The sequence below is a fragment of the Corallococcus exercitus genome (genome assembly GCF_042231735.1).
GTDB classification, from domain to species: domain Bacteria; phylum Myxococcota; class Myxococcia; order Myxococcales; family Myxococcaceae; genus Corallococcus; species Corallococcus exercitus_B.
Genome location: NZ_CP102577.1, coordinates 5,794,316 through 5,814,043 on the forward strand (window position 1 = coordinate 5,794,316; position 19,728 = coordinate 5,814,043).

A 19,728-nucleotide genomic window follows, 5' to 3' on the forward strand; every position below is an offset into this window, starting at 1 on the left:
GGAACGGTTGCCACCCCACGCTCGGGCCCCAGGGCGACGGAAACCGTTGGTCCGCCCCCCGCGCGCCGATTAAGAGAACCCTTCCATGGAAAGCGCCGCCCCCGCCCCACTCCCCCCGTCCGACGCCACCCCCGAGGACCTGCGCGCCGTCGAGGAGCTTGCCCAGGCCCGCAACGCCATCGTCGAGCAGATTGAAAAGCGCGTCGTCGGGCAGCGGGACGTGGTGGAGCACCTGCTCATCTCGCTCTTCAGCCGTGGCCACTGCCTCTTCGTGGGCGTGCCCGGCCTCGCGAAGACGCTGCTCATCTCCACGCTGGCGGACGTGCTCAACCTGTCCTTCAACCGCATCCAGTTCACGCCGGACCTGATGCCGTCCGACATCACCGGCACGGACATCCTGGAAGAGGACAAGACGACGGGCCGCCGCTCCTTCCGCTTCATGCAGGGGCCGCTGTTCGCGAACATCATCCTCGCGGACGAGGTGAACCGCACGCCGCCCAAGACGCAGGCCGCGCTGCTCCAGGCCATGCAGGAGTACCGCGTCACCGCGGGTGGCCGCACGTACCCGCTGGAGCTGCCCTTCCTCGTCTTCGCGACGCAGAACCCCATCGAGCAGGAGGGCACCTATCCCCTCCCCGAGGCGCAGCTGGACCGCTTCATGTTCCTGGTGGACGTGGGCTACCCCACCGCCGAGGAGGAGGTGCAGATCGTCAAGAGCACCACCGCCGGCGCGCCGCCGAAGCTGGAGAAGATTCTGTCCCCCGAGCGCATCCTCGCCCTCCAGGAGCTGGTGCGCCGCGTGCCGGTGCCGGACCACGTGGTGCGCTTCGCGGTGGAGCTGGTGCGCCACACGCGCCCCAAGGAAGCGGGCGTGCCGGACTTCGTGGCGAAGAACGTGTCGTGGGGCGCGGGCCCCCGTGCGAGCCAGTACCTGGTGCTGGCGGCCAAGGCGCGCGCCATCCTCAACGGCCGCTTCGTGGCCACGGTGGAGGACGTGCGGGCGCTGGCGCGGCCCGTGCTGCGCCACCGCGTGCTGCCCAACTTCACCGCGGAGAGCGACGGCATCACGTCCGTGAAGCTCATCGACCAGCTCCTCACGGTGGTGAAGGGCTAGGCGCTTCCACCCCATGGCGCTGCTCGACGCCCAGACGTTGTCCCGCCTCCAGGGCGTGAAGCTGCGCGCCCGCGCCGTGATGGAGGGCGTGCTGTCCGGCCTCCACAAGAGCCCACATCAGGGCCAGAGCGTGGAGTTCGCCGAGCACAAGGAGTACGCCCCCGGCGACGAGCTGCGCCACCTGGACTGGAAGGCCTACGGCAAGTTCGACAAGTACTACGTCAAGCGCTTCGAGCACGAGACGAACCTGCGCTCGGTGATGGTCGTGGATGCGTCCGCGTCCATGGGCTACCAGAGCGGCGCGATGTCCAAGCTGGAGGTGGCCAAGACGCTCGCGGGCGCGCTCAGCTACCTGCTCGTGCGCCAGCAGGACGCGGCGGGCCTGGCCGTCATGGTGGGTGGCGCCTTCCGCGACGTGCCGCCCCGCGCCTCCGCCGGACACCTCAACGTGCTGCTGGACGCGCTGGAGCACACGGAGGCCAAGGGCCCCACGGACCTGGGCAGCGCGGCGGATCATCTCGCCGAAGTGCTGCCCCGGCGCTCCACCGTCATCGTGCTGTCGGACCTCTTGGATGAACGGCAGGAAGCGCTCAAGCGCATCCTGGCCCTGCGGCAGCGCAAGAACGACGTGGCGGTGTTCCACCTGGTGGACCCCGCGGAGCTGACGTTCCCCTTCGACGACCCCACGCTCTTCCTGGACATGGAGGGCGAGGGCCGCATCGAGGTGAACCCGCGTGAAATCAAGCAGAGCTACCTGGAGGAGTTCGGCGCGTTCCTCGCGGACGTGAAGGCGAAGTGCGCCGAGGCCGACGTGGACTACGAGCTGGTGCGCACCGACGAGCGGCTGGACGAGGTGTTGCTGCGCTTCCTGGGACGTCGCGGGAGGCGCCGGTGACCTTCGGCAACCCCTGGTTCCTCTTGGGCGCGCTGGGTGCGCTCATCCCCGTGCTGGTGCACCTGTTCGACCGGCGTCGGCCCCGGGCGCATCCGTTCGGGCCGCTCGCGTTCGTGCTGAGAAGCCAGAAGCGCACGGCGAGCCGGCTCAAGCTGAAGCGGCTGCTGCTCTACACGCTGCGCACGCTCATCCTGCTGGCGATCCCCATCGCGCTGGCGCGGCCGGAGTTCACCCGCGACGCGCAGGCGGCCACGGTGACGCGCGGGCCGGCGGCCACGGCGGTCATCCTGGATGCGTCGCTGTCCATGCGTTGGTCGGACGGCACGTCGAACTTCGAGAAGGGCCGCGACGAGGCGCGCGACGCGCTCAAGGACCTGCTGCCGGAGGAGCCCGCGACGGTGATGGTGTGCACGTCGTCGCCGGAAGCGCCGCCGCCGCCGGGCTTCGACCGGGCCCGGCTGCGCGCGCTGGTGGACGAGGCGAAGCCCACGTACGGCACGGCGGACCTGTCGCGCTGCCTGGACATGGCCGCTCGGGCGCTGGAGGAGAACCCGATGCCGGGCAAGCGCCTGGTGGTGGTCTCCGACATGACGGCCTCCGGCTTCCGGCTGGAAGCGCCGCCGCCCACGGTGAAGGGGCCCACGGGCACCATGGTGAAGCCGGAGGTCGTGCTGCGCGACGTGGCGTCCGGGCGCGAGTCGCTGGACAACCGCGCGCTGGTGGACCTGCGGGTGGAGCCCGCGCTGCAGGCGGGCCCTCGCGCGTACCAGTTCACGTTCACGGTGCGGAACTTCGGCACGAAGCCGGCGAAGGACCTGGAGGCCGCGGTGCGCGTGGGCGAGTCCACGCTGGCCAAGGGCTTCGTGGACGTGCCCGCGGGCGGCACGACGCAGAAGACGCTGACGGTGCGCTTCCCGCAGGGCGGCACGGTGGTGGGCCAGGTGACGCTCGCGCAGGACTCGCTGGCGGAGGACGACCGGCGGGCCTTCGTGCTGCCGGTGCCGCGCGGGCTGAAGGCGCTGGTGGTGAACGGCTCGCCACACGCGACGCGCTACCGGGACGAGGCCTTCTTCGTGGATGCGGCGCTCACGTCGCCGGGCTCGCCGGTGGACGTGGCGGTGCGCGACGCGGAGGTGGGGCTGCGCGAGGACTTCAGCGCGTATGACCTGGTGCTGCTGCTCAACACGACGGCGCCGTCCGAGGAGGAAGCACAGAAGCTGGCGGCCTTCGTGGAGAACGGCGGCGGCCTCTTCGTGAGCGTGGGCGACCACGTGAACCCGGAGGCGTACAACTCCCGGCTGGGCACGCTCCTGCCGCGACCGCTGCGACTGGTGCGCACGAGCGCCGAGCGCGAGGACCCCGACGCGGAGACGAAGACGGCGAAGCTGGCGCAAGTGAAGGTGGACCATCCGCTGTTCGCGCCCTTCACGGGCCGCGCGGAGGAGGGCCTCATCGGGGCGCGCTTCTACAAGTACATGCTGCTGGAGGCGGACAGCCCGTCCGCGCCGGGCACCAGCCAGGTGCTGGCCACGTACGAGGACGGGGCACCGGCGGTGGCGGTGGCGCGCCGGGGCAAGGGGCGCGTGGCGCTGTTCACCAGCACGGTGGACCGTGACTGGAGCGACTTCGCCATCCGGACGAGCTTCCTGCCGCTGATGCAGCGCTTCGCCGCGTACCTCACGGGCTCGCTGGAGGAGCGCGAGGAGGTGCGCGTGCGCGTAGGCGAGACCGTGACGCTGCGCCCGGAGGGCACGCAGAAGGTGGCGGCCGTGCGCGCGCCGGACGGCAGTGAATTGCCGGTGAAGGCGCAGCCGGACGGTTCGTTCGTGGCGGGCCCCACGGTGGAGCCGGGCGTGCACTCGGTGCTGGGCGCGGAGGGGAAGCCCGTGGCCGCGCTGGACTTCGCCGCCACGCTGGACCCGGCGGAGAGCGACCTGACCCGCGTACCGCAGGACACGCTGACGGCCTACTTCGGCGAGGACACGGTGAAGGCCTCCACGGGGGATGCGGACAAGCCCGCCGTGCCGCTGTGGACGTGGCTCATCCTGGCCGCGTGCCTGGCGTTCTTCTTCGAAGGCACGCTGCTAAGGAAGTAGCCCGGCCGCCGCCCGCCCGGCGCGGACCCAACCTGTCCGACTGTCGGACAGGTTTCGCTGCTCGGGTGGGCAGACTCCCCCCTCGCCCCAGGCTTCCAGACCTGTCCGGCTGTCGGACAGGTTCCCGCCTCTCGGATGGAGCGGGGCTCCTTAGCTGTGGTCCTCCCAACCTGTCCGACTGTCCGACAGGTTCCCGCCTTTCAGATGGAGCGAGCCCCTTAGCCGCAGTCCTCCAGACCTGTCCGGCTGTCCGACAGGTTCCCGCCTTTCAGATGGAGCGAGGCCCCTCAACTGCGGTCCTCCAGACCTGTCCGACTGTCCGACAGGTTTCCGCTGCTCGGGTGGGCCGAATGCCCCGAGCCGCAGGGGTCCCAACCAGTCCGATTGTCCGACAGGTTCAAACCTCTCGGATGGAGCGGGGCCCCCAGCCGCGATCCTCCCAACCTGTCCGACAGTCGGACAGGTTTCGCTGCTCGGGTAGGCGGACGCCCCCAGCCGCAGGGGCCCAACCTGTCCGACTGTCCGACAGGTTTCCGCCGTCCGGCTGGACCAGAGCGCCTCCTGGCCACGGCCTTCAAAACCTGTCCGATTGTCCGACAGGTTTCCTCCTTCCGGCTGTAGCGGCCGGTCCCAGCCACGGGCTCTGAACCTGTCGGACTGTCGGGCAGGTTCGTGCGGTGCCCTGACAGGCAGCCGACGCTCGGGATGCGCGGGAGTGCCCGGAAGCCGACGGGCTCTGCCACACTGCGCGGCCGTGAGCCCTGCTTCCGCCCTCTACCGCGACTGTGCCCGCCTCTTCATGGTGGGCTTCCCTGGCACCCGCATCGACGCCGACCTCGCGGCGCTGATGGATGACGGCATCTACGGCGCCATCCTCTTCAAGCGCAACGTGGGCACCGCGGCGGAGACCGCGGCGCTGTGCCGTGAGCTGAAGACGCGCGCGGGCCGGCCCTTCATCCTCTCCGTGGACCAGGAGGGCGGCCGGGTGGCGCGCCTTCGCGGTGAGCCCTTCACGTCCCTGCCCCCCATGCGCGAGCTGGGCCAGCGCGGCGACGAAGCCCTGGCCGAGCGCGTGGGCCGGCTGCTCGCGCACGAGCTGCGCGCCGTGGGCTTCGACTGGGACTTCGCCCCCGTGCTCGACGTGGACACCAACGCTGCCAACCCCGTGATTGGCGACCGCAGCTTCAGCCGCGACCCGGTGGAGGTGGGCCGGCTGGGCGTGGCGCTCGCCAGGGGCCTGGAGGCCGGCGGCGTGGCGTCCTGCGGCAAGCACTTCCCCGGCCACGGCGACACGACGACGGACAGCCACCTCACCCTGCCCCGGCTGCCGCATGACCTGGAGCGCCTGCGCCGCGTGGAGCTGGTGCCGTTCCAGGCCTTCGCGAAGGCAGGGCTCGCGTCGCTGATGACCGCGCACGTGCTGTTCGACGCGCTGGAGCAGGGCGTCCCGGCGACCATGAGCCACCGCGCGCTGCACGACCTGCTCCGCAAGGAGCTGGGCTTCGACGGCGTCGTCGTCTCCGATGACCTGGAGATGAAGGCCATCGCGGACCACTACTCCGTGGCGGAGGCCGCGGTACAGGGGACGCTCGCGGGCGTGGACCTGTTCCTCGTGTGCCACAAGGCGGACGTGCAGCGCACCGCCATCGAAGCGCTGGTGAAGGCGGTGGAGTCCGGCCGCGTCCCGCGCGAGCGCATCACCGAAGCGCACCGGCGCCTGGACGCGCTCGCCGCCCGCTTCGCGCACCCCGCCGAGGACCGGCTCGCCACGCTGGGCGACGCGGAGCACCGCTCGCTGGCCGAGGGCCTTGCCAGTGCCTTCACCGGCAAGGACCCCACGGAGGTCATGCTCGCGTCGCGCTAGTGGCCTGACGTCTCGGAGCCTGACGTCTCGGAGCCTGACGTCTCGGAGCCTGCCGCCCCAGAGCCAGAGCCAGAGCCAGGGGCTGAGCCCTGGCCCATGGGGCCCTGGAAGCGGTCCGCTCCGCCCTGGTCCCCGGGCACGCGCTCCTGCGGCGTGGTGAAGCCGGGCGCGCCAATCTTGTTCTGCTCGCCCTGGGCACCGGCGGGACCCGGCTTCAGCGGCATCCCCTTCGCGTCCTTGGGCGTCTCCGTGGGCGTGTTCGCGCCCTGCTGCTGGCCGGAGCCCCCCGTTCCCGGCGGCGCGGGCTGCTGCTCGTTGGCGACGCCTTCGTAGTTGCTCCCCGTACGCGGCAGGGGGTTGTCGCGGTTGCAGCCGGGGCCGACCAGCGCGGCCGTCGCGGCGCACACGGCCACCAGCGTCCAGTGATGAAGTCTCTTTGAGTGCATGGCCTGCTCCTTCCGGAAGCCGTCACGGCCTCGACAGAAGGAGTGGCCACCCCGGCGCCCCACCGGGAGTGGCGGGGCCGGAGCAGGGACGCCTGCTGGCACGCTGGCCGGCGGGCGCCCCCTGGACCGCCGTACAACTACCGGTCGCGCAGGTAGATGGGCGGGCTGACGTAGCTGTAGGGCTCCTCGAAGCCGCGCTGGGTCTCGTTCGTGTTGGCGGACACCCCGCCCCCCACGCCCCAGGCCGCGGGAGAGTAGGTCGCCCCACCCAGCGCCGCGTAGCGGTGCGCCATCATGCCGCCCGGGTCGTCCCACTTGGAGTTGTTGGGCTGGCCATCCTTGGCCGGCGTGCGCGGGTCGATGCTGGAGCCAATCTTCTCGATGGTGGAGTTGTAGCCCCGGTCTACCGTCAGCACGTGGGCGGGCAGCTTCGCGGCCGCGTCGCCGCGGTGCGCGTCAGAGGGGTTCTCGTGCCCCTGCTGCTCGGCCACGTTGTAGACGGCCTCCGGCTGCGCCCCACGCTGCGCGAAGGCATTGCCCCGCGACTCATCCGGCTGCTTGCCGCCCGTCTCCGGCAGCCCGCCACAGGCCGTGCCCAGGAGCACGCCCGCCGCCAGCGCCGCCGCTCCCATCCACCGCTGAATGCCTCGCTCGCGCATGTTCATCGTCTCCGCCATCCCCGAGGAATGGTCATGCCGTCCTCGCCAACCACCGGGCATCCACCCGGGGGCTGGCCCTGCCGGCCGCCCGCTGTCCGGCCCGGAGGCCGTCAGGGCTTCATGGTGAACGGCCAGCCCCGCCCGGGGAGAGAGGAGCCAGCCACGGGCGCAGGCATACACGGTCCCGGCCTCCCTGTCCCGCCAGGAGTGCACCGGCGCCCGCCCCCGACTCCGCTCAGGCGCGAGCACCCTTCCGGGCCGCGGCCTTCGCCGCCGGCTTCGCGGCCGGGGCCTTCTTCGCCGCCAGTTTCTTGACACCCGCCGGCTTCGCCTCCGCCGCCGGAGCCTTCTTCGCCGCCGGGGCCTTCGGGGCCGAAGCCGCATCGGAAGCTCCACCCTGGAGCGTGGACAGGACCTCCGCGACGTGGCCGGCCACCTTCACCTTGGGCCACACGCGGACGACCTTGCCGTCCGGGCCGATGAGGAAGGTCGCGCGGATGAGGCCCATGAACTTGCGGCCGTAGAGGGACTTCTCCCCCCACACCCCGTACGCGTCCGCCAGCGCGTGGTCCGGGTCCGCCAGGAGCGAGAACGGCAGCCCCTGTTTCGTGGCGAACTTCTGGTGGGAGGCGACGGTGTCCGGCGACACGCCCAGCACCACCGCGCCGGCCTTCACCAGCGCGGAGTGCTCGTCGCGGAAGTCGCACGCCTCCGTGGTGCAGCCGGGGGTCGCGTCCTTCGGGTAGAAGTAGAGGACGACGTGCCGCCCCTTGAACTGCGAGAGGGAGACGGTGGCGCCGCTCTGGTCGGGGAGCGAGAAGCCGGGGGCCTTGTCACCTGCTTGGGGCATGGGCATGCGCCGGTTCCATACCCAGACCTCGCGGGCTTCTCAACTCCACGCGCGCTTCGAGCAGGCTCAGTGCGCGCCTTCACCCGGCGGATGCACTTCCTCGCCCGGCGGGTGGTCATGGGCCTCCAGCCGGACCAGCTCCGCCTGGCAGGTCTCCAGCACCTTGCGCAGCACGTCGCGGGTCGCGTCCGTGTTGGCCTCGCCCAGCTTCTTCGCGAGCGCTTCGCACGCGGCGCGCTTGGCCTCCACGTCGCTGGCGCCCTGGCCGGTGGCGCCGGGGCGGGCCAGGGGGCGCGGCGGGACCTTCTCGCGGGCCGCCTTCAGCGAGGCCAGCCGCTTCTCGGCCTCCGGGCGGGCCTTGGAGTCCTTGGGGACGGCCTCAAACTGGGCCATGACCTCCGTCCAGGCCGGGTCCTGCGCGGGGAGCTTCTGGTTGATCAGCTCCTCGTAGCGGCCCTGAGCCTTCCGCAGTTGCTCCGGACCGGGGTCGCTGGAGCAGCCCGGCAGGGCGAGCAGCCCCGCCAACAGCAGCGCGGCGGAATGTCGGGGATGAGCAATGCGCATGATGTGGGGCTTCCTCCTGCTGGCCACCCGGTTAAACCACGGCTAGGGTGCGCCGTCGTGGCTCCCATCCTGCTCGCCTTCCTGCTCGGCCTGACCCAAGGCATGCTCCACGCCCTGGGGCCGGACCACTGCGCCGCCATGGCCACGCTCGGAACCCTGGGCGGAGGCCGGCGCCGCGTCGCCATCATGACGGCGCTGCGCTTCGCCCTGGGCCACGCGGCCATGCTGGGCGGCATCGCGGCGGTGTGCCTCTTCGCGGGCGTGGGCCTGTCGGAGACCTTCGAGCGGTGGGCGGAGGTGTTCGGCGGCGCGGTGCTGGTGGCGCTGGCCGTCACCGCCCTGCTCTTCCCGCACAGCCTGGACCACGGCCACCCGCACCTGCCCGGCCACGACCGCGAGCCGCACGAGCACGTGCACACCGTGAGCACCGCCGCGGGCGCCTTCATGGCCGTGAGCGGCGTGCGGTCGCTGCTCATCGCGCTGCCCCCGCTGCTGGTGGGCGGCAGCATGAGCCTGTCCGCGTGGACGTACCTGCCCGGCTTCGCGCTGGGCATCCTCATCGGCATGGGCGCGGTGGGGCTGGTGTTCGCCGAAGGCCTGTCGCGCGCCAACGCGCGCATCAGCCTGTGGATCCAGCGCGGCGTCGCGCTGGGCTCCGGCGCGCTGGGCCTGTTCTGGATCGGCTCGCGGCTCGTCTGAAGTGACGTCGCACGGCGCGGGGGCACCCGGAGACCGGGCGCCCTTGAGCGCACCGGCCCGCTACGAGCGCTTGTCCAGGATGCCCAGCGCCATCATCGACACCAGGAAGCCGTAGACGACGTGCTCCGGGCGGTTGGCGAACGCGAGCAGCTCCGCCACCACGCGGTTGCCGTCAATCTTGGGCAGGAGCTCCGCCTCCCAGCGCTCCAGCTCCACCTCGTTGAGGCCGTAGGCGGGGGCGACGGCGGGGATGAGCCGGTCCTCGGGCTGGAGCAGGCGGCGCAGGCGCTCCGGCTTGTAGAGCTTCTTGATGCCCCGGACGATGAGGTTGGCCGGGTGCACGTCCAGCTTGATGGACTCCGCGGAGGCCTTCTCCTTGAAGCTCATCACGTACGTGCCCTCCTCCCAGGAGAAGAGCGAGTAGATGATGGCCTTCACCTGCTGGCCCACGTAGTACAGCCGCTCCGTGTCCTTGAGCAGGGCGCGCTCCACCAGCACGTCGCCGGTGCGGCGGTGGCTCTGCGCGGCGACGGCGGACGCGTCCTGGAGCTGCTCGGGTTTGATCTTCCCCACGCGCACCAGGAACTGCCCGAAGCGGTCCGCCAGCAGGTTGGAGAGCGCGAACACCGGGGTGCCGTTCTCGAAGTAGACGACCTTCTTCACCTTGCCGCGCTGGACGCCCAGTTCGCCCGTCTCACGCGACAGGTAGAAGGCGGTGAGCAGCGACGGCAGGTTGTCCTTCAGCTCTCCCCGGCGGCTGCCCGGCGAGCCCGCCCCCACCGGCAGTGGATCCGGCGGTCGGCCCGCGGTGGGCGGCCGCACCTGGGTGGAGGGCACCTTCTGCATGGGCGTGGCGGTGAGGTTGGCGCCGCGGATTTCGGCCGTGAGGTTGCCGCCGCCGGTGACCTTGATGCGGCCGGTCAGCTCCATGGCGTCCTGCGGGCCCTCCTCCTCCACGTCGATGTCCAGCTCCACCTCGAAGGCGTCCTGCATGGAGGCGGCGGGGACCTTCTTCTCCGCGGGCAGCACCTTGGCCACCGCTTCCAGCAGCTTCTGGGCCTCGAAGGGTTTCTCGAAGTAGCCGGCGGCCTGGTACTTCTGGCGCGCCTCCGTGGCGTGCTTGCCGCCCTTGAAGACGCCGGTGATGAAGAGCAGCGGCAGCTGGGGGTTGTCCTTCCGCAGCGTGTCCGCCAGGTGGTAGCCCATCATGTCCGGCAGCAGGATGTCCAAGACAGCACAGCCGGGCGGCTGGGCGCGGGCGGCCTCGATGGCCTGCTTGCCACGGCTGGCGCCCACCACCTCGTACCCGGCGTCCTCGAACAGCTGCGTGAGGAGGGAGAGGAGCTCCTGGTTGTCGTCCACGACGAGGATTCGAGGCGCCATCGCGGGGGGACCGTAGCAGATTCGGGCGCCTGGGCGGCCAGCGTTTCCAGGGAACGCCGGACGGCCGCCCCCTTCAGAGGATGGATGCAACCGCCCCGCTGGGGCGTTAGGGTGGCGCCCGCCTCATGTCCTCCCTCTTCTCCCGCATCTGCCCGGCAGGGTTCCTGGCCGGATTCCTCCTGTTCTCCCCTCTGGTGGCGCTGGGCCAGGAGGGCCAGCCGCAGGACGCGGGCCAGCCGGACGACCCCAACTCCCCCGAAGGGGACGACAACACCGGGCGCGTGCCCACGGACTGCCGCAGCAGCAGTGACTGCGCGCCGCGCTTCAGCTGCAACACGGGCAAGTGCAAGTACACGGGCATCCGCCAGGCGGAGACGCAGGGCTGCCTGCTGGGCCCGCAGGCGGCGCTGATGATTCTGGGCGTGGCCGCCGTGGCCGGCTCACGGCGCCGCCGGTAGCCGGCAGGCCCCCACTCCCCCCACTCCAAGGAGCGACGCGCGATGCGGCTGGGCCTCAAGGCGGACAACCTCCTGGAGCGGGTGGCGGACTTCCTCAACCTGGCGCCGCAGCCGCTGGCGCACGCCTTCTTCGGGATGATGGCGTCGCGCACGCTGATGGCCGGCGCGCGGCTGGGCGTCTACGCGGCGCTGGCGGACGGCGCGGCGACGGCGGAGGCGCTGGCGGCGCGGCTGAAGACGAGCACCGAAGGCATGCGGGCGCTCTTGGAAGCGCTCATCGCCTGCGAGGTGGTGGAGCTGCACCGGGGCCGCTTCCGGCTGGCCCCCCGGGCGCGGCGGTGGCTGGACCCGCGCTCGCCGCAGGCCATCACGGCGTTCCTGGAGTTCAACTACGCGCAGTGGGACTGGTGGGGGCAGCTGGAGAGCGCGGTGAAGAGCGGGCAGTCGGTGGACATCCACCAGTTCGCTCCGGACGACCCGCGCTGGCGCGACTACATCCAGGCCATGTACCAGCTGGCGCGGCTGGCCTCGCCGGAGGTGGCGGCGGCCATTCCCCTGCCCCGCGGGGCGCGGCACCTCTTGGACCTGGGCGGCGCGCACGGCTGGTACGCGGCGGAGCTGTGCCGGATGCACCGGGGCTTGAAGGCCACGGTGGTGGACCTGGAGGGCAGCGTGCGCGTGGGGCGGGACATCATCGCCCAGGCGGGGCTGTCACACCGGGTGACGCACAAGGAAGGGGACGTGCTGCACGCGGAGCTGGGCGGGCCGTATGACGGCGCGCTGCTGTTCCAGGTGATGCACCACCTGACGCCCGCGCAGAACGTGGCGCTCCTGCGGCGCGTGCGCGGGGCGATGGCGTCCCGGGGCACGCTGGCGGTGCTGGAGTACCTGCGCGAGGAGCGGGACACGCAGAGCACGTCCGCGCCGCTCATCGGGCTGCACTACTTCCTCACGTCCGGGGCCGCGTCGTACACGCCCGCGGAGGTCGAGGGCTTCCTGGATGACGCGGGTTTCAAGGTGCAGAGCACGCGGCCCATCCGGCATCTGCCGTTGCAGACGTTGATCATCGCGCAGCCGGAGTAGCCGCCCTGGGGTCGGCTTGTCAGACGGTGGAGGTAACTCCACACTCCAGGCATGGCCTATGGCGCGAAACCACTCGGGGGTCCGGCGACCCTCGCTGACATCGAGGCCCTGCCCGAGGGCGTGGTGGGCGAGATCATCGATGGGACGTTGTACGCGCATGCGCGGCCCCGGGCCGGGCACATGGACCTGGTGGGCGCGCTGATTGAAGCGCTGCGAGGCCCCTTCCAGCGCGGCCAGCAGGGCCCGGGCGGCTGGTGGATATTGGCGGAGCCGGGCATCCAGGTGGAGGGAGCACCGGAGTTCAGCCCGGACCTCGCCGGGTGGAGGCGCGAGCGGGTCCCCGTGCTGCCGGGAGGAAGGTGCAAGGTCGTCCCGGACTGGGCCTGTGAAATCCTGTCACCGTCCACCAGGGCCTACGACACGCGCATCAAGCGTCCGTTCTACGCGCGCATCGGCATCCAGCACCTGTGGTTCATCGACCTTGAGGCGCGCACGCTCACCGTGAGCGAGCTGCATGATGGGCGTTGGGTGGAGCTGGGCGTGTACGGAGACGACGATGTCATCCGCGCGGCGCCGTTCGACGCCATCGAGCTGCGGCTGGGCGAGTGGTGGCCCGTCACCGAAGCGTCTTGAGTGCTCGGTGCCGCCTGCTTGTCAGACGGTGCTGCTAACTCCACACTCCAGGCATGGCCTATGGCGCGAAACCACTCGGGGGTCCGGCGACCCTCGCTGACATCGAGGCCCTGCCCGAGGGCGTGGTGGGCGAGATCATCGATGGAATGCTGTATACGCAGGCGCGGCCGCGCGCCGCGCATGGGCACTTCGAGTACAGGCTTCACCGCGAACTGGATGACGCATTCCATTTGGGTGGTGAAGGGATGCCGGGTGGCTGGTGGCTCATGACCGAGCCCGGCATCCGGGTGGGCGGTTCTCCGGAGTTCAGTCCGGACCTCGCAGGCTGGCGGCGCGAGCGGGTGCCGCTGATGCCCAAAGGCCAATGGACGGATGTTCCCGACTGGGCGTGTGAAATCCTGTCGCCGACCACGCGGGCCTACGACACGCGCATCAAGCGGCCGTTCTATGCGCGGATTGGCATCAAGCACCTGTGGTTCGTGGACCTGGACTCGCGCACGCTCACCGTGAGCGAGCTGCGGGACGGGCTCTGGGTGGAGGTGGGCGTCTACGGCGAGGAAGACGACCTCATCCGGGCCCCGCCCTTCGAGGAGCGGGACCTGCGCCTGGGCTGGCTCTGGAAGTCGCTTCCGCCTCCGGGCTAACGCGGCCTCGGCTTGGACACGGCCCGGGGCTTCGGCCCGCGGGCCGTCCGCTCGCGCTCCAGCTGCATCTGCCGCTCGATGACCTCGTGGTGGAACTTCGCGAAGTTCACGGACTCCAGCAGCCGCCGTCCCGGGTTCGGGCCGGCGTGCTCGAGGATGGCGTCCAGCGCGGAGAGCGCCTCCGGCAGGAACTCCTCCCGGAGCAACACGATGGCCCGGCCCATGAGCGCGGTGGAGACGAGGGCTCGCAGGCGTGGATCCGTGTCCTCGCAGTAGCGCACGTCCACCTCGTCGAACGCCTCCAGCGCTTCATCCACGTGCCCCAGCCCCTGGAGCGCGATGGCCCGCTGCAGCAACGCCACCGCCGTCTGCTCCACCAGGAACGGATCCGCCTGTCCGTCGTACTCCTTCAGGAGCGCCTCGGACAGGCTCAGCGACTCCTCGAACCGCTCCGCCTGGTTGTGGGCGGCGAGCACCGCCGTCCGCGCCATCTCCACCGGAACGCGCAGGTCGGACCGCTGCGAGAAAGTCCCGAAGCGGCTCAGCATCCGCTCCAGCCAGTTGCTGCACATGGGCTCCTGGTCCATCTCCAGGAGCACGCGGGCCCGGTACAGCATCCCCCACGCGACGCCCTCCCACAGCTCGGGCCTGCGCGGACTCCAGAAGCGGCGCTCCACCTCGTCGAAGTGGACGAGCGCCTCCTGGAACATCCCCTGCTCCGCGATGGCCGCGCCCCGGTGGCTCAGCGCCCGCGCCACCTGGAGCTGGAGCGCCGGTGACTTCGACAGCGTGAAGCGCCGGTACACAGCGTCGCAGAGCGGAATCGCCTCCTCCACGTCGCCCGAGCGCATGTGCCCGCGCGCCCGGTCCATCAGCTCCTTCGCCTCCACCTCCGGCGGCACCGCCCCCTCAGCGTCCGGCATCGGCCCGCCCGTCATTCCCCGGCGCCAGCGGCGGCACGTCCCGGCCCTCGCCGAAGCCGAGCGCCCAGAAGCGCGGCCGCACCTCCTCCTTCAGCAAGAGCCGCAAGAGCAGGTACTTCGCCTCGTCCTGGCCGTCCCACGCCATGGGGAAGGTGCCGTAGTGCATCGCCACCGACGTGCTCGAGCGCAGCACGCGGTGCGCCTGGAGCGCGTCCTCCGGCCCCATGTGCACCGGGTGCAGGACGCGCGGGCGGAACGCGCCGATGGGCAGCACCGACAGGCGCATGGGCCCGAAGCGCTCCGCGATGCGGTCGAAGTGCGGCCCCAGCCCCGTGTCACCCGCGAAGAGCACCGGCCCGCCGGACGTCTCCAGCACGTAGCCCGCCCACAGCGTCTCCTCCTGGTCCGTCAGCCCCCGGTTCGAGCGGTGCTGCGCGGGCACCGCCCACACCTTCAGCCCCGGCGGCCCGCCCTGCGCGGAGTGCCACCAGTCCAGCTCCTCCACGCGCTGGAAGCCCTCGTCCATGAGCAGCTCGCGGTTGCCCAGGCCCACGACGAAGAGCGGATGGTGCGCGGCCTCCAGCCGCCGCAGCGTCGGCAGGTCCATGTGGTCGTAGTGGTTGTGGCTCACCACCACGACGTCGATGGGCGGCAGGTCCTCGAAGCGGATGCCCGGGGGCCGCACGCGCTTGGGGCCCACGAAGGACACGGGGCTCGCCCGCTCCGAATAGATGGGGTCCGTCAGCACGTTCACGCCGTCCGCCTGGAGCAGCACCGTGGCGTGGCCGATGAACGTCACGCGCAGCTGTCCCGGGCCCACGCGCTCGGGCGGCTTCGGGCCGGGCGGCTCCTCCGCGGAGTCGCGCCACGGGCCGCGCTTCTCGTCCATCACGGCCGCGATCAGCGTGAGCGGGGACAGCTTCGGCGCGTCGCCGATGTTCTGGAACGACTCGCCGTCGAAGTGGTCCGTCACCGGGCCCCGGTGCACGGTGCCGGCGAAGCAGCCCGTGAACAGCGACAGGGCCAGCACGGGCCACAGCCGCGTCACTTGATGACGATGGTCCAGTCGCATTCGAAGGGCTCTCCGTCGAGGGTGGGCAGCGCGTAGCGCGAGGCCTGGATGTGGGTGAGCGCCTGCGCCAGCAGGTCCGGGGGCAGGTTCGCCTCCCGCACCTCGCAGCGCTGGGGCACGCCGCCCTGCACCAGCCGGCACGTCACGCGCACGTGGTGCTTGCGGCCTTCGCGCCAGCGCTGGAAGGCCTCCTGGAACACCGGGTCGTCCGGCGGACCGCCGCGCACGCGCTGGGGCTCCTTCACGTGCTGGGACAGCCAGGCGCAGGCGTCCTTCACCTGCCCGTCACACGCCTTGCCCATCAGCGACAGCGCGCGCAGCCGCTCCGGGCCTTGCGCGTTCGAGGCCAGCAGGGTGAGCGCCTGGTCGAAGCAGGTCTTCGCCGTGCGCACCGTGCAGTCGTCGGTGGTGGCCGGAGGTGTGCCCGCGGCGAAGGCGCCCACGGGCGCGGGGCGCATCAGGTCCTCCGCCACGCGTGCGGGGTCGCTGCGCCGCGGCCCGCATGCGGACGCGGCGCCCAGCAGCGCCAGCGGGAGGAGGAGGGAACGCCAGGTCATGGCGCCATCGTAGACGGCCCGCGCCCGGGAAGGGATGTCAGGCGGGGTTCGCGGCGGAATCCACCCACGCGTCGAGGTGGCCCAGGAGGGTGTTCCACCCCTTCACGGTGCTGTCCTTCCACTGCTCGCCGTCCGGGCCCATCTCGTGGGTCAGGGTGAGCTCACAGCCGGTGCCCTGGGGAACGATGTCCACCGTCACCCGGTCGTAGTCCTGGGAGTACCTGGGCACGGCCAGGGTGAACACCAGCCGGCGGGGACGGTCGAGCTCCAGGTACTCGCCCACGTGCTCCACCTCCTCGCCGTCGCGCGAGTCCGTGAAGGTGTAGGTGCCGCCCACGCGCGCGTCCACCTCCGAGCGCACCAGCGGCGTGTCCGTCTTGGTGACGAAGAGCCAGTGACGGGCCTTCGCGGGGTCGAGCCAGGCGTCGAAGACGCGCTCGGCGGAGGCCTTGAAGCGGTGGGTCACGCTCAGCGTCACGGGGCGGGGCGGAGTCATCGGGTGCGTCCTTTCGGGTGGGGAGGAGCGGAGGCCGCGGCAGCGCGGTCCTCTTCCTGGAGGAGGTCGTCGAGCGCCTGGAGCCGGGTGGTCCAGTTCGCGCGCTGCGCTTCCATCCAGCGCGCGGCTTCGTCCATGGGTCTGGGAGTGAAGGACAGCAGGTGTTCGCGGCCCTCGCGGCGGCGGCGCACCAGCTTCGCGCGCTCCAGCACGCGGATGTGCTTGGACACCGCGTTGAGGGACATGGCGAAGGGCTGGGCCAGCTCCGTCACACGCGTCTCCCCCGCCGCCAGGCGCTGGAGGATGGCCCGTCGCGTCGGGTCGGCCAGCGCCAGCAGCGTCTGGTCCAGGTGGTTCGGGGTCGCCGGGGTCCGCATCATTCAACCTCTGGGTTGAATATCAACGCGGGCCCGTGAGCTGTCAAGGCGAAGGCCTGGAGAGGTCAGCGGCGCTGCACGGCTTCCAGCACCCGGGCCAGGGTGCGCGTCCCCGCGCGGAGGGCGTCCGGGCGCACGCCGCCGAAGCCGAAGACGAGGCCGGACTCCCGGCGCCGGCCGACGAAGTAACCGGACAGGGCGGCGACCTCCACGCCGCTCCGGGCCGCTTCATCGCGGACGCGCAGGTCGGACAGCGGCGCCGCGAGCGACGCGCAGACCTGCATGCCGGTGTCACAGGGACGGGGCGTGAGCACGCCCGAACAGTCGGCGCGCAGGGCTTCGAGCAGGGCTTCGCCGCGTTCACGGTAGGCCGCGCGCATGCGGCGCAGGTGGCGGGCGAAGTGCCCCTCCGCGAGGAACACCGCGAGCGCGGCCTGTTCCAGCGCGGAGGCTGGCGCGGACGCGGCGGCGCGGGCGGCGGAGAAGACCTCCACCAGGGTGGGCGGCGCGATGAAGAAGCCCAGGCGCAGGCCGGGGAACATCGACTTGCTGAACGTGCCCACGTAGACCACGCAGCCGGCGTCATCGAGCCCCTGGAGCGCGGTGAGGGGACGGCCCCGGTGGCGGAACTCGCTGTCGTAGTCGTCCTCGATGATCAGCGAGCGGGTGCGCCCGGCCCACTGGAGCAGCGCCATCCGCCGCGCCAGGCTCAGCGTGGCGCCCAGGGGGTACTGGTGTGAAGGCGCCACCAGCGCGACACGGGCCCTGGGCGCACGAGCGATGCCCGCTCCCACGTCGAGCCCTTCCGCGTCCACGGAGACGGGCACGGGGCGGCCTCCAGCGGCGAGCACGGCGCGACGTGCACCGGGATAGCCGGGGTCCTCCACCCAGACGGCGTCACCCGGGTCGAGCGCGAGCCGGAGGATTTCATCGAACGCCTGTTGGGTGCCCGCGGTCACGAAGACCTGCTGCGGAACGCAGCGCACGCCGCGCGACGAGGACACATGGGTGGCGATGGCTTCGCGCAGTGGCGCATGGCCCGAAGGGTCACCGCCGTCGAGCAGACCCGTGCTCGCGCGGGCGTGGACGCGAGACACCGTGCGGGCCCAGAGCGCGGTAGGAAACAGGTCCAGCGCGGGCACACCTGGCCGGAAGGCGCGCGGCGCCGAGCCCAGACGCGGAGCACCGACAGGTGCGGGCTCCAGCGTCCGCGCGGATGAAGCAAGCCGCGGCCCCCGCGGGGCACGGGGCACCAGACTCCGGTTTCGGTCTTCGAGGAGGCCGGGCAGCTCGGGCGCGACGCGCGTGGAGGAGCCTGCACGGGCCACGAGGTAGCCCTCCGCCGTGAGCGCATCCAGCGCCTGGAGGACGGTGCTGCGGGCCACGGCCAGCTCGGTGGCGAGCTGACGGGAGGAGGGGATCCGCAGCCCAGGCACCAATGCGCCCGCGAGGATCCGCGCGCGGATGCCTTCAAAGATTTGCTCATGCAGCGGCGTGGGGCTCCGTGAATCGAGCCGCAAGAGGAGCGAGGACGCGACGCCGGTGGGGGTCTTCAACTGGTATGGCCGATTCTGTCGGAAGTGGTCTTCATGACCCTACCAGTTCCCTGCGATGGATGGCCTCCGCACCCGCACCCCGGAAGCCTTCATGCCGTCCCAGTCCGCCTGCTGCTCGGTCCTCGAGCTGCGCCAGTACACGCTGCATCCCGGTCAGCGCGAGGCCCTCCTCTCGCTCTTTGAACGGGCCTTCGTCGAGTCGCAGGAGGCCGCCGGGATGCACCTCATCGGTCAGTTCCGCGACGAGGACCGGCCGGACCGGTTCGTGTGGATGCGAGGCTTCCGCGACATGGCGTCACGACGCGACGCCCTGAGCGCGTTCTACGGCGGCCCGGTGTGGAAGGAGCACCGCGACGCGGCGAACGCGACCATGTTGGACTCCGACAACGTCCTGCTCCTGCGCCCCGTGCGGCCGGACACAGGGCTCGTGCATCCCGGCACGCCTCGGCCACCACCCGGTGCCGTCGCTCGGCCCGACTCCCGGGTCGAGGTGACGCTCTGCTCCCTGAAGGCCCCGGCCGATGAAGCCCTCATGGCCTCCTTCAAGCAGCACGTGAGTCCCGTGCTCCAGGAGCTGGGCGCCACGCCCCAAGCCCTGTTCCAGACCGAGCCCGCGGAGAACACCTTCCCTGCCCTGCCCGTGCGCACGGGTGAGCACGTCCTCGCCTGGCTCACCGTGTTTCCCGATGCCGTGCATCACCGCGAGCACCTTCGACGCCGAGCCGCCTCGAAGGCCTGGGTGGAGCCGCTCCAGCCGTGGCTGAGTGCTCCGCTCGAACACCTGACGCTGTCCCCCACCGCACGGTCCCAGCTGCGCTGACCGTCTCCAGAAAGGACCTGATCCATGAAGCCCCTTCCCCCCTTGCCCACGGGCGACGTGCACGACTTCGACTTCCTCATGGGCGAATGGACGTGCGTGAACCGGAAGCTCAAGCAGCGTCTGACGGGCAGTGACGACTGGGACGTGTTCACGTCCAGGATGCGCTGTCAGCCCCACCTGGGCGGCCTGTCCAACGTCGAGGAGACCGTCTTCGAGCGGGGCTTCTCCGGCATGGCGCTGCGCCTGTTCGACGTGCGGGAGCGCCGCTGGTCCATCCACTGGATCGACAGCCGCCACGCGGTGCTCCAGCCGCCAGTGCACGGAGGCTTCACGGGCGACCACGGCCGCTTCTACGGCGAGGACACCGAAGGAGGCCGCCCGGTCCAGGTCGTGTTCCACTGGACCCGCCAGGGCAGCGACCGGGCCCGGTGGGAACAGGCCTTCTCCCTCGACGGAGAGACCTGGGAGACCAACTGGGTGATGGAGTTCACCCGGGTGGCGGCCACCGGCTGAAGGCGCCTGCCTCCAGCCCTGGACCT

At 71.4% G+C, this 19,728-nt stretch carries 22 protein-coding genes; 11 read left to right on the forward strand and 11 right to left on the reverse strand.

The window, feature by feature from the left end:
* Window positions 1-85 precede the first annotated feature (85 nt).
* The 4 genes from NR792_RS22700 (at window position 86) to nagZ (ending at window position 5,969) form a co-directional block, all read left to right on the forward strand.
* Complete coding sequence (locus NR792_RS22700; RefSeq protein ID WP_375754770.1) at window positions 86-1,114, forward strand: AAA family ATPase; 1,029 nt, start codon at window positions 86-88, stop codon at window positions 1,112-1,114.
* A 13-nt stretch (window positions 1,115-1,127) separates the two neighbouring features.
* A complete protein-coding gene (locus NR792_RS22705) occupies window positions 1,128-2,009 on the forward strand; it encodes a DUF58 domain-containing protein (RefSeq protein WP_338263016.1) in 882 nt (293 codons plus the stop codon).
* A complete protein-coding gene (locus NR792_RS22710; protein ID WP_375754771.1) occupies window positions 2,006-4,105 on the forward strand; it encodes a BatA domain-containing protein in 2,100 nt (699 codons plus the stop codon). The genes NR792_RS22705 and NR792_RS22710 overlap by 4 nt, the downstream gene beginning before the upstream one ends.
* Window positions 4,106-4,904: 799 nt before the next feature.
* Window positions 4,905-5,969, forward strand: a complete 1,065-nt coding sequence (nagZ, locus tag NR792_RS22715; RefSeq protein WP_375761673.1) for a beta-N-acetylhexosaminidase — start codon at window positions 4,905-4,907, stop codon at window positions 5,967-5,969.
* On the opposite strand, the gene NR792_RS22720 is transcribed toward nagZ, so the two are convergent.
* The 4 genes from NR792_RS22720 to NR792_RS22735 all read right to left on the reverse strand — a co-directional run bounded on the left by NR792_RS22720 (window position 5,966) and on the right by NR792_RS22735 (window position 8,488).
* The gene (locus NR792_RS22720) at window positions 5,966-6,415 is read right to left on the reverse strand and encodes a hypothetical protein (protein ID WP_375754772.1); all 450 of its coding nucleotides are present in this window, start codon (window positions 6,413-6,415) and stop codon (window positions 5,966-5,968) included. The two genes, nagZ and NR792_RS22720, sit on opposite strands and share 4 nt — an antisense overlap.
* A gap of 137 nt (window positions 6,416-6,552) precedes the next feature.
* Window positions 6,553-7,074: a hypothetical protein gene (locus NR792_RS22725; protein ID WP_375754773.1), complete on the reverse strand. Its 522-nt coding sequence runs from the start codon at window positions 7,072-7,074 to the stop codon at window positions 6,553-6,555.
* A gap of 235 nt (window positions 7,075-7,309) precedes the next feature.
* Window positions 7,310-7,924: a thioredoxin-dependent thiol peroxidase gene (bcp, locus tag NR792_RS22730; protein ID WP_375754774.1), complete on the reverse strand. Its 615-nt coding sequence runs from the start codon at window positions 7,922-7,924 to the stop codon at window positions 7,310-7,312.
* Window positions 7,925-7,990: 66 nt separating this feature from the next.
* The gene (locus NR792_RS22735; RefSeq protein ID WP_375754775.1) at window positions 7,991-8,488 is read right to left on the reverse strand and encodes a hypothetical protein; all 498 of its coding nucleotides are present in this window, start codon (window positions 8,486-8,488) and stop codon (window positions 7,991-7,993) included.
* Between the two features lie 57 nt (window positions 8,489-8,545).
* Here NR792_RS22735 and NR792_RS22740 point away from each other — a divergent pair, with 57 nt between their 5' ends.
* The gene (locus NR792_RS22740) at window positions 8,546-9,187 is read left to right on the forward strand and encodes a hypothetical protein (RefSeq protein WP_375754776.1); all 642 of its coding nucleotides are present in this window, start codon (window positions 8,546-8,548) and stop codon (window positions 9,185-9,187) included.
* Between the two features lie 60 nt (window positions 9,188-9,247).
* Here NR792_RS22740 and NR792_RS22745 read toward each other — a convergent pair whose 3' ends face one another.
* The gene (locus NR792_RS22745; RefSeq protein ID WP_207054942.1) at window positions 9,248-10,570 is read right to left on the reverse strand and encodes a response regulator; all 1,323 of its coding nucleotides are present in this window, start codon (window positions 10,568-10,570) and stop codon (window positions 9,248-9,250) included.
* A gap of 125 nt (window positions 10,571-10,695) precedes the next feature.
* On the opposite strand from NR792_RS22745, the gene NR792_RS22750 reads away from it, so the two are divergent.
* From NR792_RS22750 to NR792_RS22765, 4 genes are all read left to right on the forward strand, one after another.
* The gene (locus NR792_RS22750; protein ID WP_375754777.1) at window positions 10,696-11,028 is read left to right on the forward strand and encodes an MXAN_6627.5 family MYXO-CTERM protein; all 333 of its coding nucleotides are present in this window, start codon (window positions 10,696-10,698) and stop codon (window positions 11,026-11,028) included.
* Window positions 11,029-11,070: 42 nt separating this feature from the next.
* The gene (locus NR792_RS22755) at window positions 11,071-12,111 is read left to right on the forward strand and encodes a methyltransferase (protein WP_375754778.1); all 1,041 of its coding nucleotides are present in this window, start codon (window positions 11,071-11,073) and stop codon (window positions 12,109-12,111) included.
* A gap of 51 nt (window positions 12,112-12,162) precedes the next feature.
* Window positions 12,163-12,744: a Uma2 family endonuclease gene (locus NR792_RS22760; RefSeq protein WP_375754779.1), complete on the forward strand. Its 582-nt coding sequence runs from the start codon at window positions 12,163-12,165 to the stop codon at window positions 12,742-12,744.
* A gap of 146 nt (window positions 12,745-12,890) precedes the next feature.
* A complete protein-coding gene (locus NR792_RS22765; protein WP_375761674.1) occupies window positions 12,891-13,388 on the forward strand; it encodes a Uma2 family endonuclease in 498 nt (165 codons plus the stop codon).
* Here NR792_RS22765 and NR792_RS22770 read toward each other — a convergent pair.
* From NR792_RS22770 to NR792_RS22795, 6 genes are all read right to left on the reverse strand, one after another.
* A complete protein-coding gene (locus tag NR792_RS22770; RefSeq protein WP_375754780.1) occupies window positions 13,385-14,311 on the reverse strand; it encodes a tol-pal system YbgF family protein in 927 nt (308 codons plus the stop codon). The two genes, NR792_RS22765 and NR792_RS22770, sit on opposite strands and share 4 nt — an antisense overlap.
* Window positions 14,298-15,383 (reverse strand): MBL fold metallo-hydrolase, encoded by a 1,086-nt coding sequence (locus tag NR792_RS22775; protein WP_375754781.1) that lies wholly within the window; start codon window positions 15,381-15,383, stop codon window positions 14,298-14,300. Before NR792_RS22775 ends, NR792_RS22770 begins: the two co-directional genes overlap by 14 nt.
* Window positions 15,356-15,940, reverse strand: a complete 585-nt coding sequence (locus NR792_RS22780; RefSeq protein ID WP_375754783.1) for a hypothetical protein — start codon at window positions 15,938-15,940, stop codon at window positions 15,356-15,358. Before NR792_RS22780 ends, NR792_RS22775 begins: the two co-directional genes overlap by 28 nt.
* A 37-nt stretch (window positions 15,941-15,977) precedes the next feature.
* Window positions 15,978-16,436 carry an SRPBCC domain-containing protein gene (locus NR792_RS22785; RefSeq protein WP_375754784.1) on the reverse strand — a complete coding sequence of 153 codons (459 nt, stop codon included), beginning with the start codon at window positions 16,434-16,436 and terminating at the stop codon, window positions 15,978-15,980.
* Window positions 16,433-16,816, reverse strand: a complete 384-nt coding sequence (locus NR792_RS22790; protein WP_375754785.1) for an ArsR/SmtB family transcription factor — start codon at window positions 16,814-16,816, stop codon at window positions 16,433-16,435. The genes NR792_RS22785 and NR792_RS22790 overlap by 4 nt, the downstream gene beginning before the upstream one ends.
* A 62-nt stretch (window positions 16,817-16,878) precedes the next feature.
* A complete protein-coding gene (locus NR792_RS22795) occupies window positions 16,879-18,369 on the reverse strand; it encodes a PLP-dependent aminotransferase family protein (RefSeq protein ID WP_375754786.1) in 1,491 nt (496 codons plus the stop codon).
* Between the two features lie 91 nt (window positions 18,370-18,460).
* On the opposite strand from NR792_RS22795, the gene NR792_RS22800 reads away from it, so the two are divergent.
* The gene (locus NR792_RS22800) at window positions 18,461-19,189 is read left to right on the forward strand and encodes an NIPSNAP family protein (protein WP_375754787.1); all 729 of its coding nucleotides are present in this window, start codon (window positions 18,461-18,463) and stop codon (window positions 19,187-19,189) included.
* Window positions 19,190-19,213: 24 nt separating this feature from the next.
* The gene (locus NR792_RS22805) at window positions 19,214-19,702 is read left to right on the forward strand and encodes a hypothetical protein (RefSeq protein ID WP_375754788.1); all 489 of its coding nucleotides are present in this window, start codon (window positions 19,214-19,216) and stop codon (window positions 19,700-19,702) included.
* The last annotated feature ends 26 nt before the right edge of the window (window positions 19,703-19,728 follow it).

Excerpts from the sequence above, each read along its gene's own strand:
- NR792_RS22700 (WP_375754770.1), top strand. The coding sequence starts at position 86 with ATGGAAAGCGCCGCCCCCGCCCCACTCCCCCCGTCCGACGCCACCCCC.
- NR792_RS22705 (WP_338263016.1), top strand. The coding sequence starts at position 1,128 with ATGGCGCTGCTCGACGCCCAGACGTTGTCCCGCCTCCAGGGCGTGAAG.
- nagZ (WP_375761673.1), top strand. The coding sequence starts at position 4,905 with ATGGTGGGCTTCCCTGGCACCCGCATCGACGCCGACCTCGCGGCGCTG.
- NR792_RS22720 (WP_375754772.1), bottom strand. The coding sequence starts at position 6,415 with ATGCACTCAAAGAGACTTCATCACTGGACGCTGGTGGCCGTGTGCGCC.
- NR792_RS22725 (WP_375754773.1), bottom strand. The coding sequence starts at position 7,074 with ATGCGCGAGCGAGGCATTCAGCGGTGGATGGGAGCGGCGGCGCTGGCG.
- bcp (WP_375754774.1), bottom strand. The coding sequence starts at position 7,924 with ATGCCCCAAGCAGGTGACAAGGCCCCCGGCTTCTCGCTCCCCGACCAG.
- NR792_RS22735 (WP_375754775.1), bottom strand. The coding sequence starts at position 8,488 with ATGCGCATTGCTCATCCCCGACATTCCGCCGCGCTGCTGTTGGCGGGG.
- NR792_RS22745 (WP_207054942.1), bottom strand. The coding sequence starts at position 10,570 with ATGGCGCCTCGAATCCTCGTCGTGGACGACAACCAGGAGCTCCTCTCC.
- NR792_RS22750 (WP_375754777.1), top strand. The coding sequence starts at position 10,696 with ATGTCCTCCCTCTTCTCCCGCATCTGCCCGGCAGGGTTCCTGGCCGGA.
- NR792_RS22755 (WP_375754778.1), top strand. The coding sequence starts at position 11,071 with ATGCGGCTGGGCCTCAAGGCGGACAACCTCCTGGAGCGGGTGGCGGAC.
- NR792_RS22760 (WP_375754779.1), top strand. The coding sequence starts at position 12,163 with ATGGCCTATGGCGCGAAACCACTCGGGGGTCCGGCGACCCTCGCTGAC.
- NR792_RS22765 (WP_375761674.1), top strand. The coding sequence starts at position 12,891 with ATGCTGTATACGCAGGCGCGGCCGCGCGCCGCGCATGGGCACTTCGAG.
- NR792_RS22770 (WP_375754780.1), bottom strand. The coding sequence starts at position 14,311 with ATGCCGGACGCTGAGGGGGCGGTGCCGCCGGAGGTGGAGGCGAAGGAG.
- NR792_RS22775 (WP_375754781.1), bottom strand. The coding sequence starts at position 15,383 with ATGCGACTGGACCATCGTCATCAAGTGACGCGGCTGTGGCCCGTGCTG.
- NR792_RS22780 (WP_375754783.1), bottom strand. The coding sequence starts at position 15,940 with ATGACCTGGCGTTCCCTCCTCCTCCCGCTGGCGCTGCTGGGCGCCGCG.
- NR792_RS22785 (WP_375754784.1), bottom strand. The coding sequence starts at position 16,436 with ATGACTCCGCCCCGCCCCGTGACGCTGAGCGTGACCCACCGCTTCAAG.
- NR792_RS22790 (WP_375754785.1), bottom strand. The coding sequence starts at position 16,816 with ATGATGCGGACCCCGGCGACCCCGAACCACCTGGACCAGACGCTGCTG.
- NR792_RS22800 (WP_375754787.1), top strand. The coding sequence starts at position 18,461 with ATGCCGTCCCAGTCCGCCTGCTGCTCGGTCCTCGAGCTGCGCCAGTAC.
- NR792_RS22805 (WP_375754788.1), top strand. The coding sequence starts at position 19,214 with ATGAAGCCCCTTCCCCCCTTGCCCACGGGCGACGTGCACGACTTCGAC.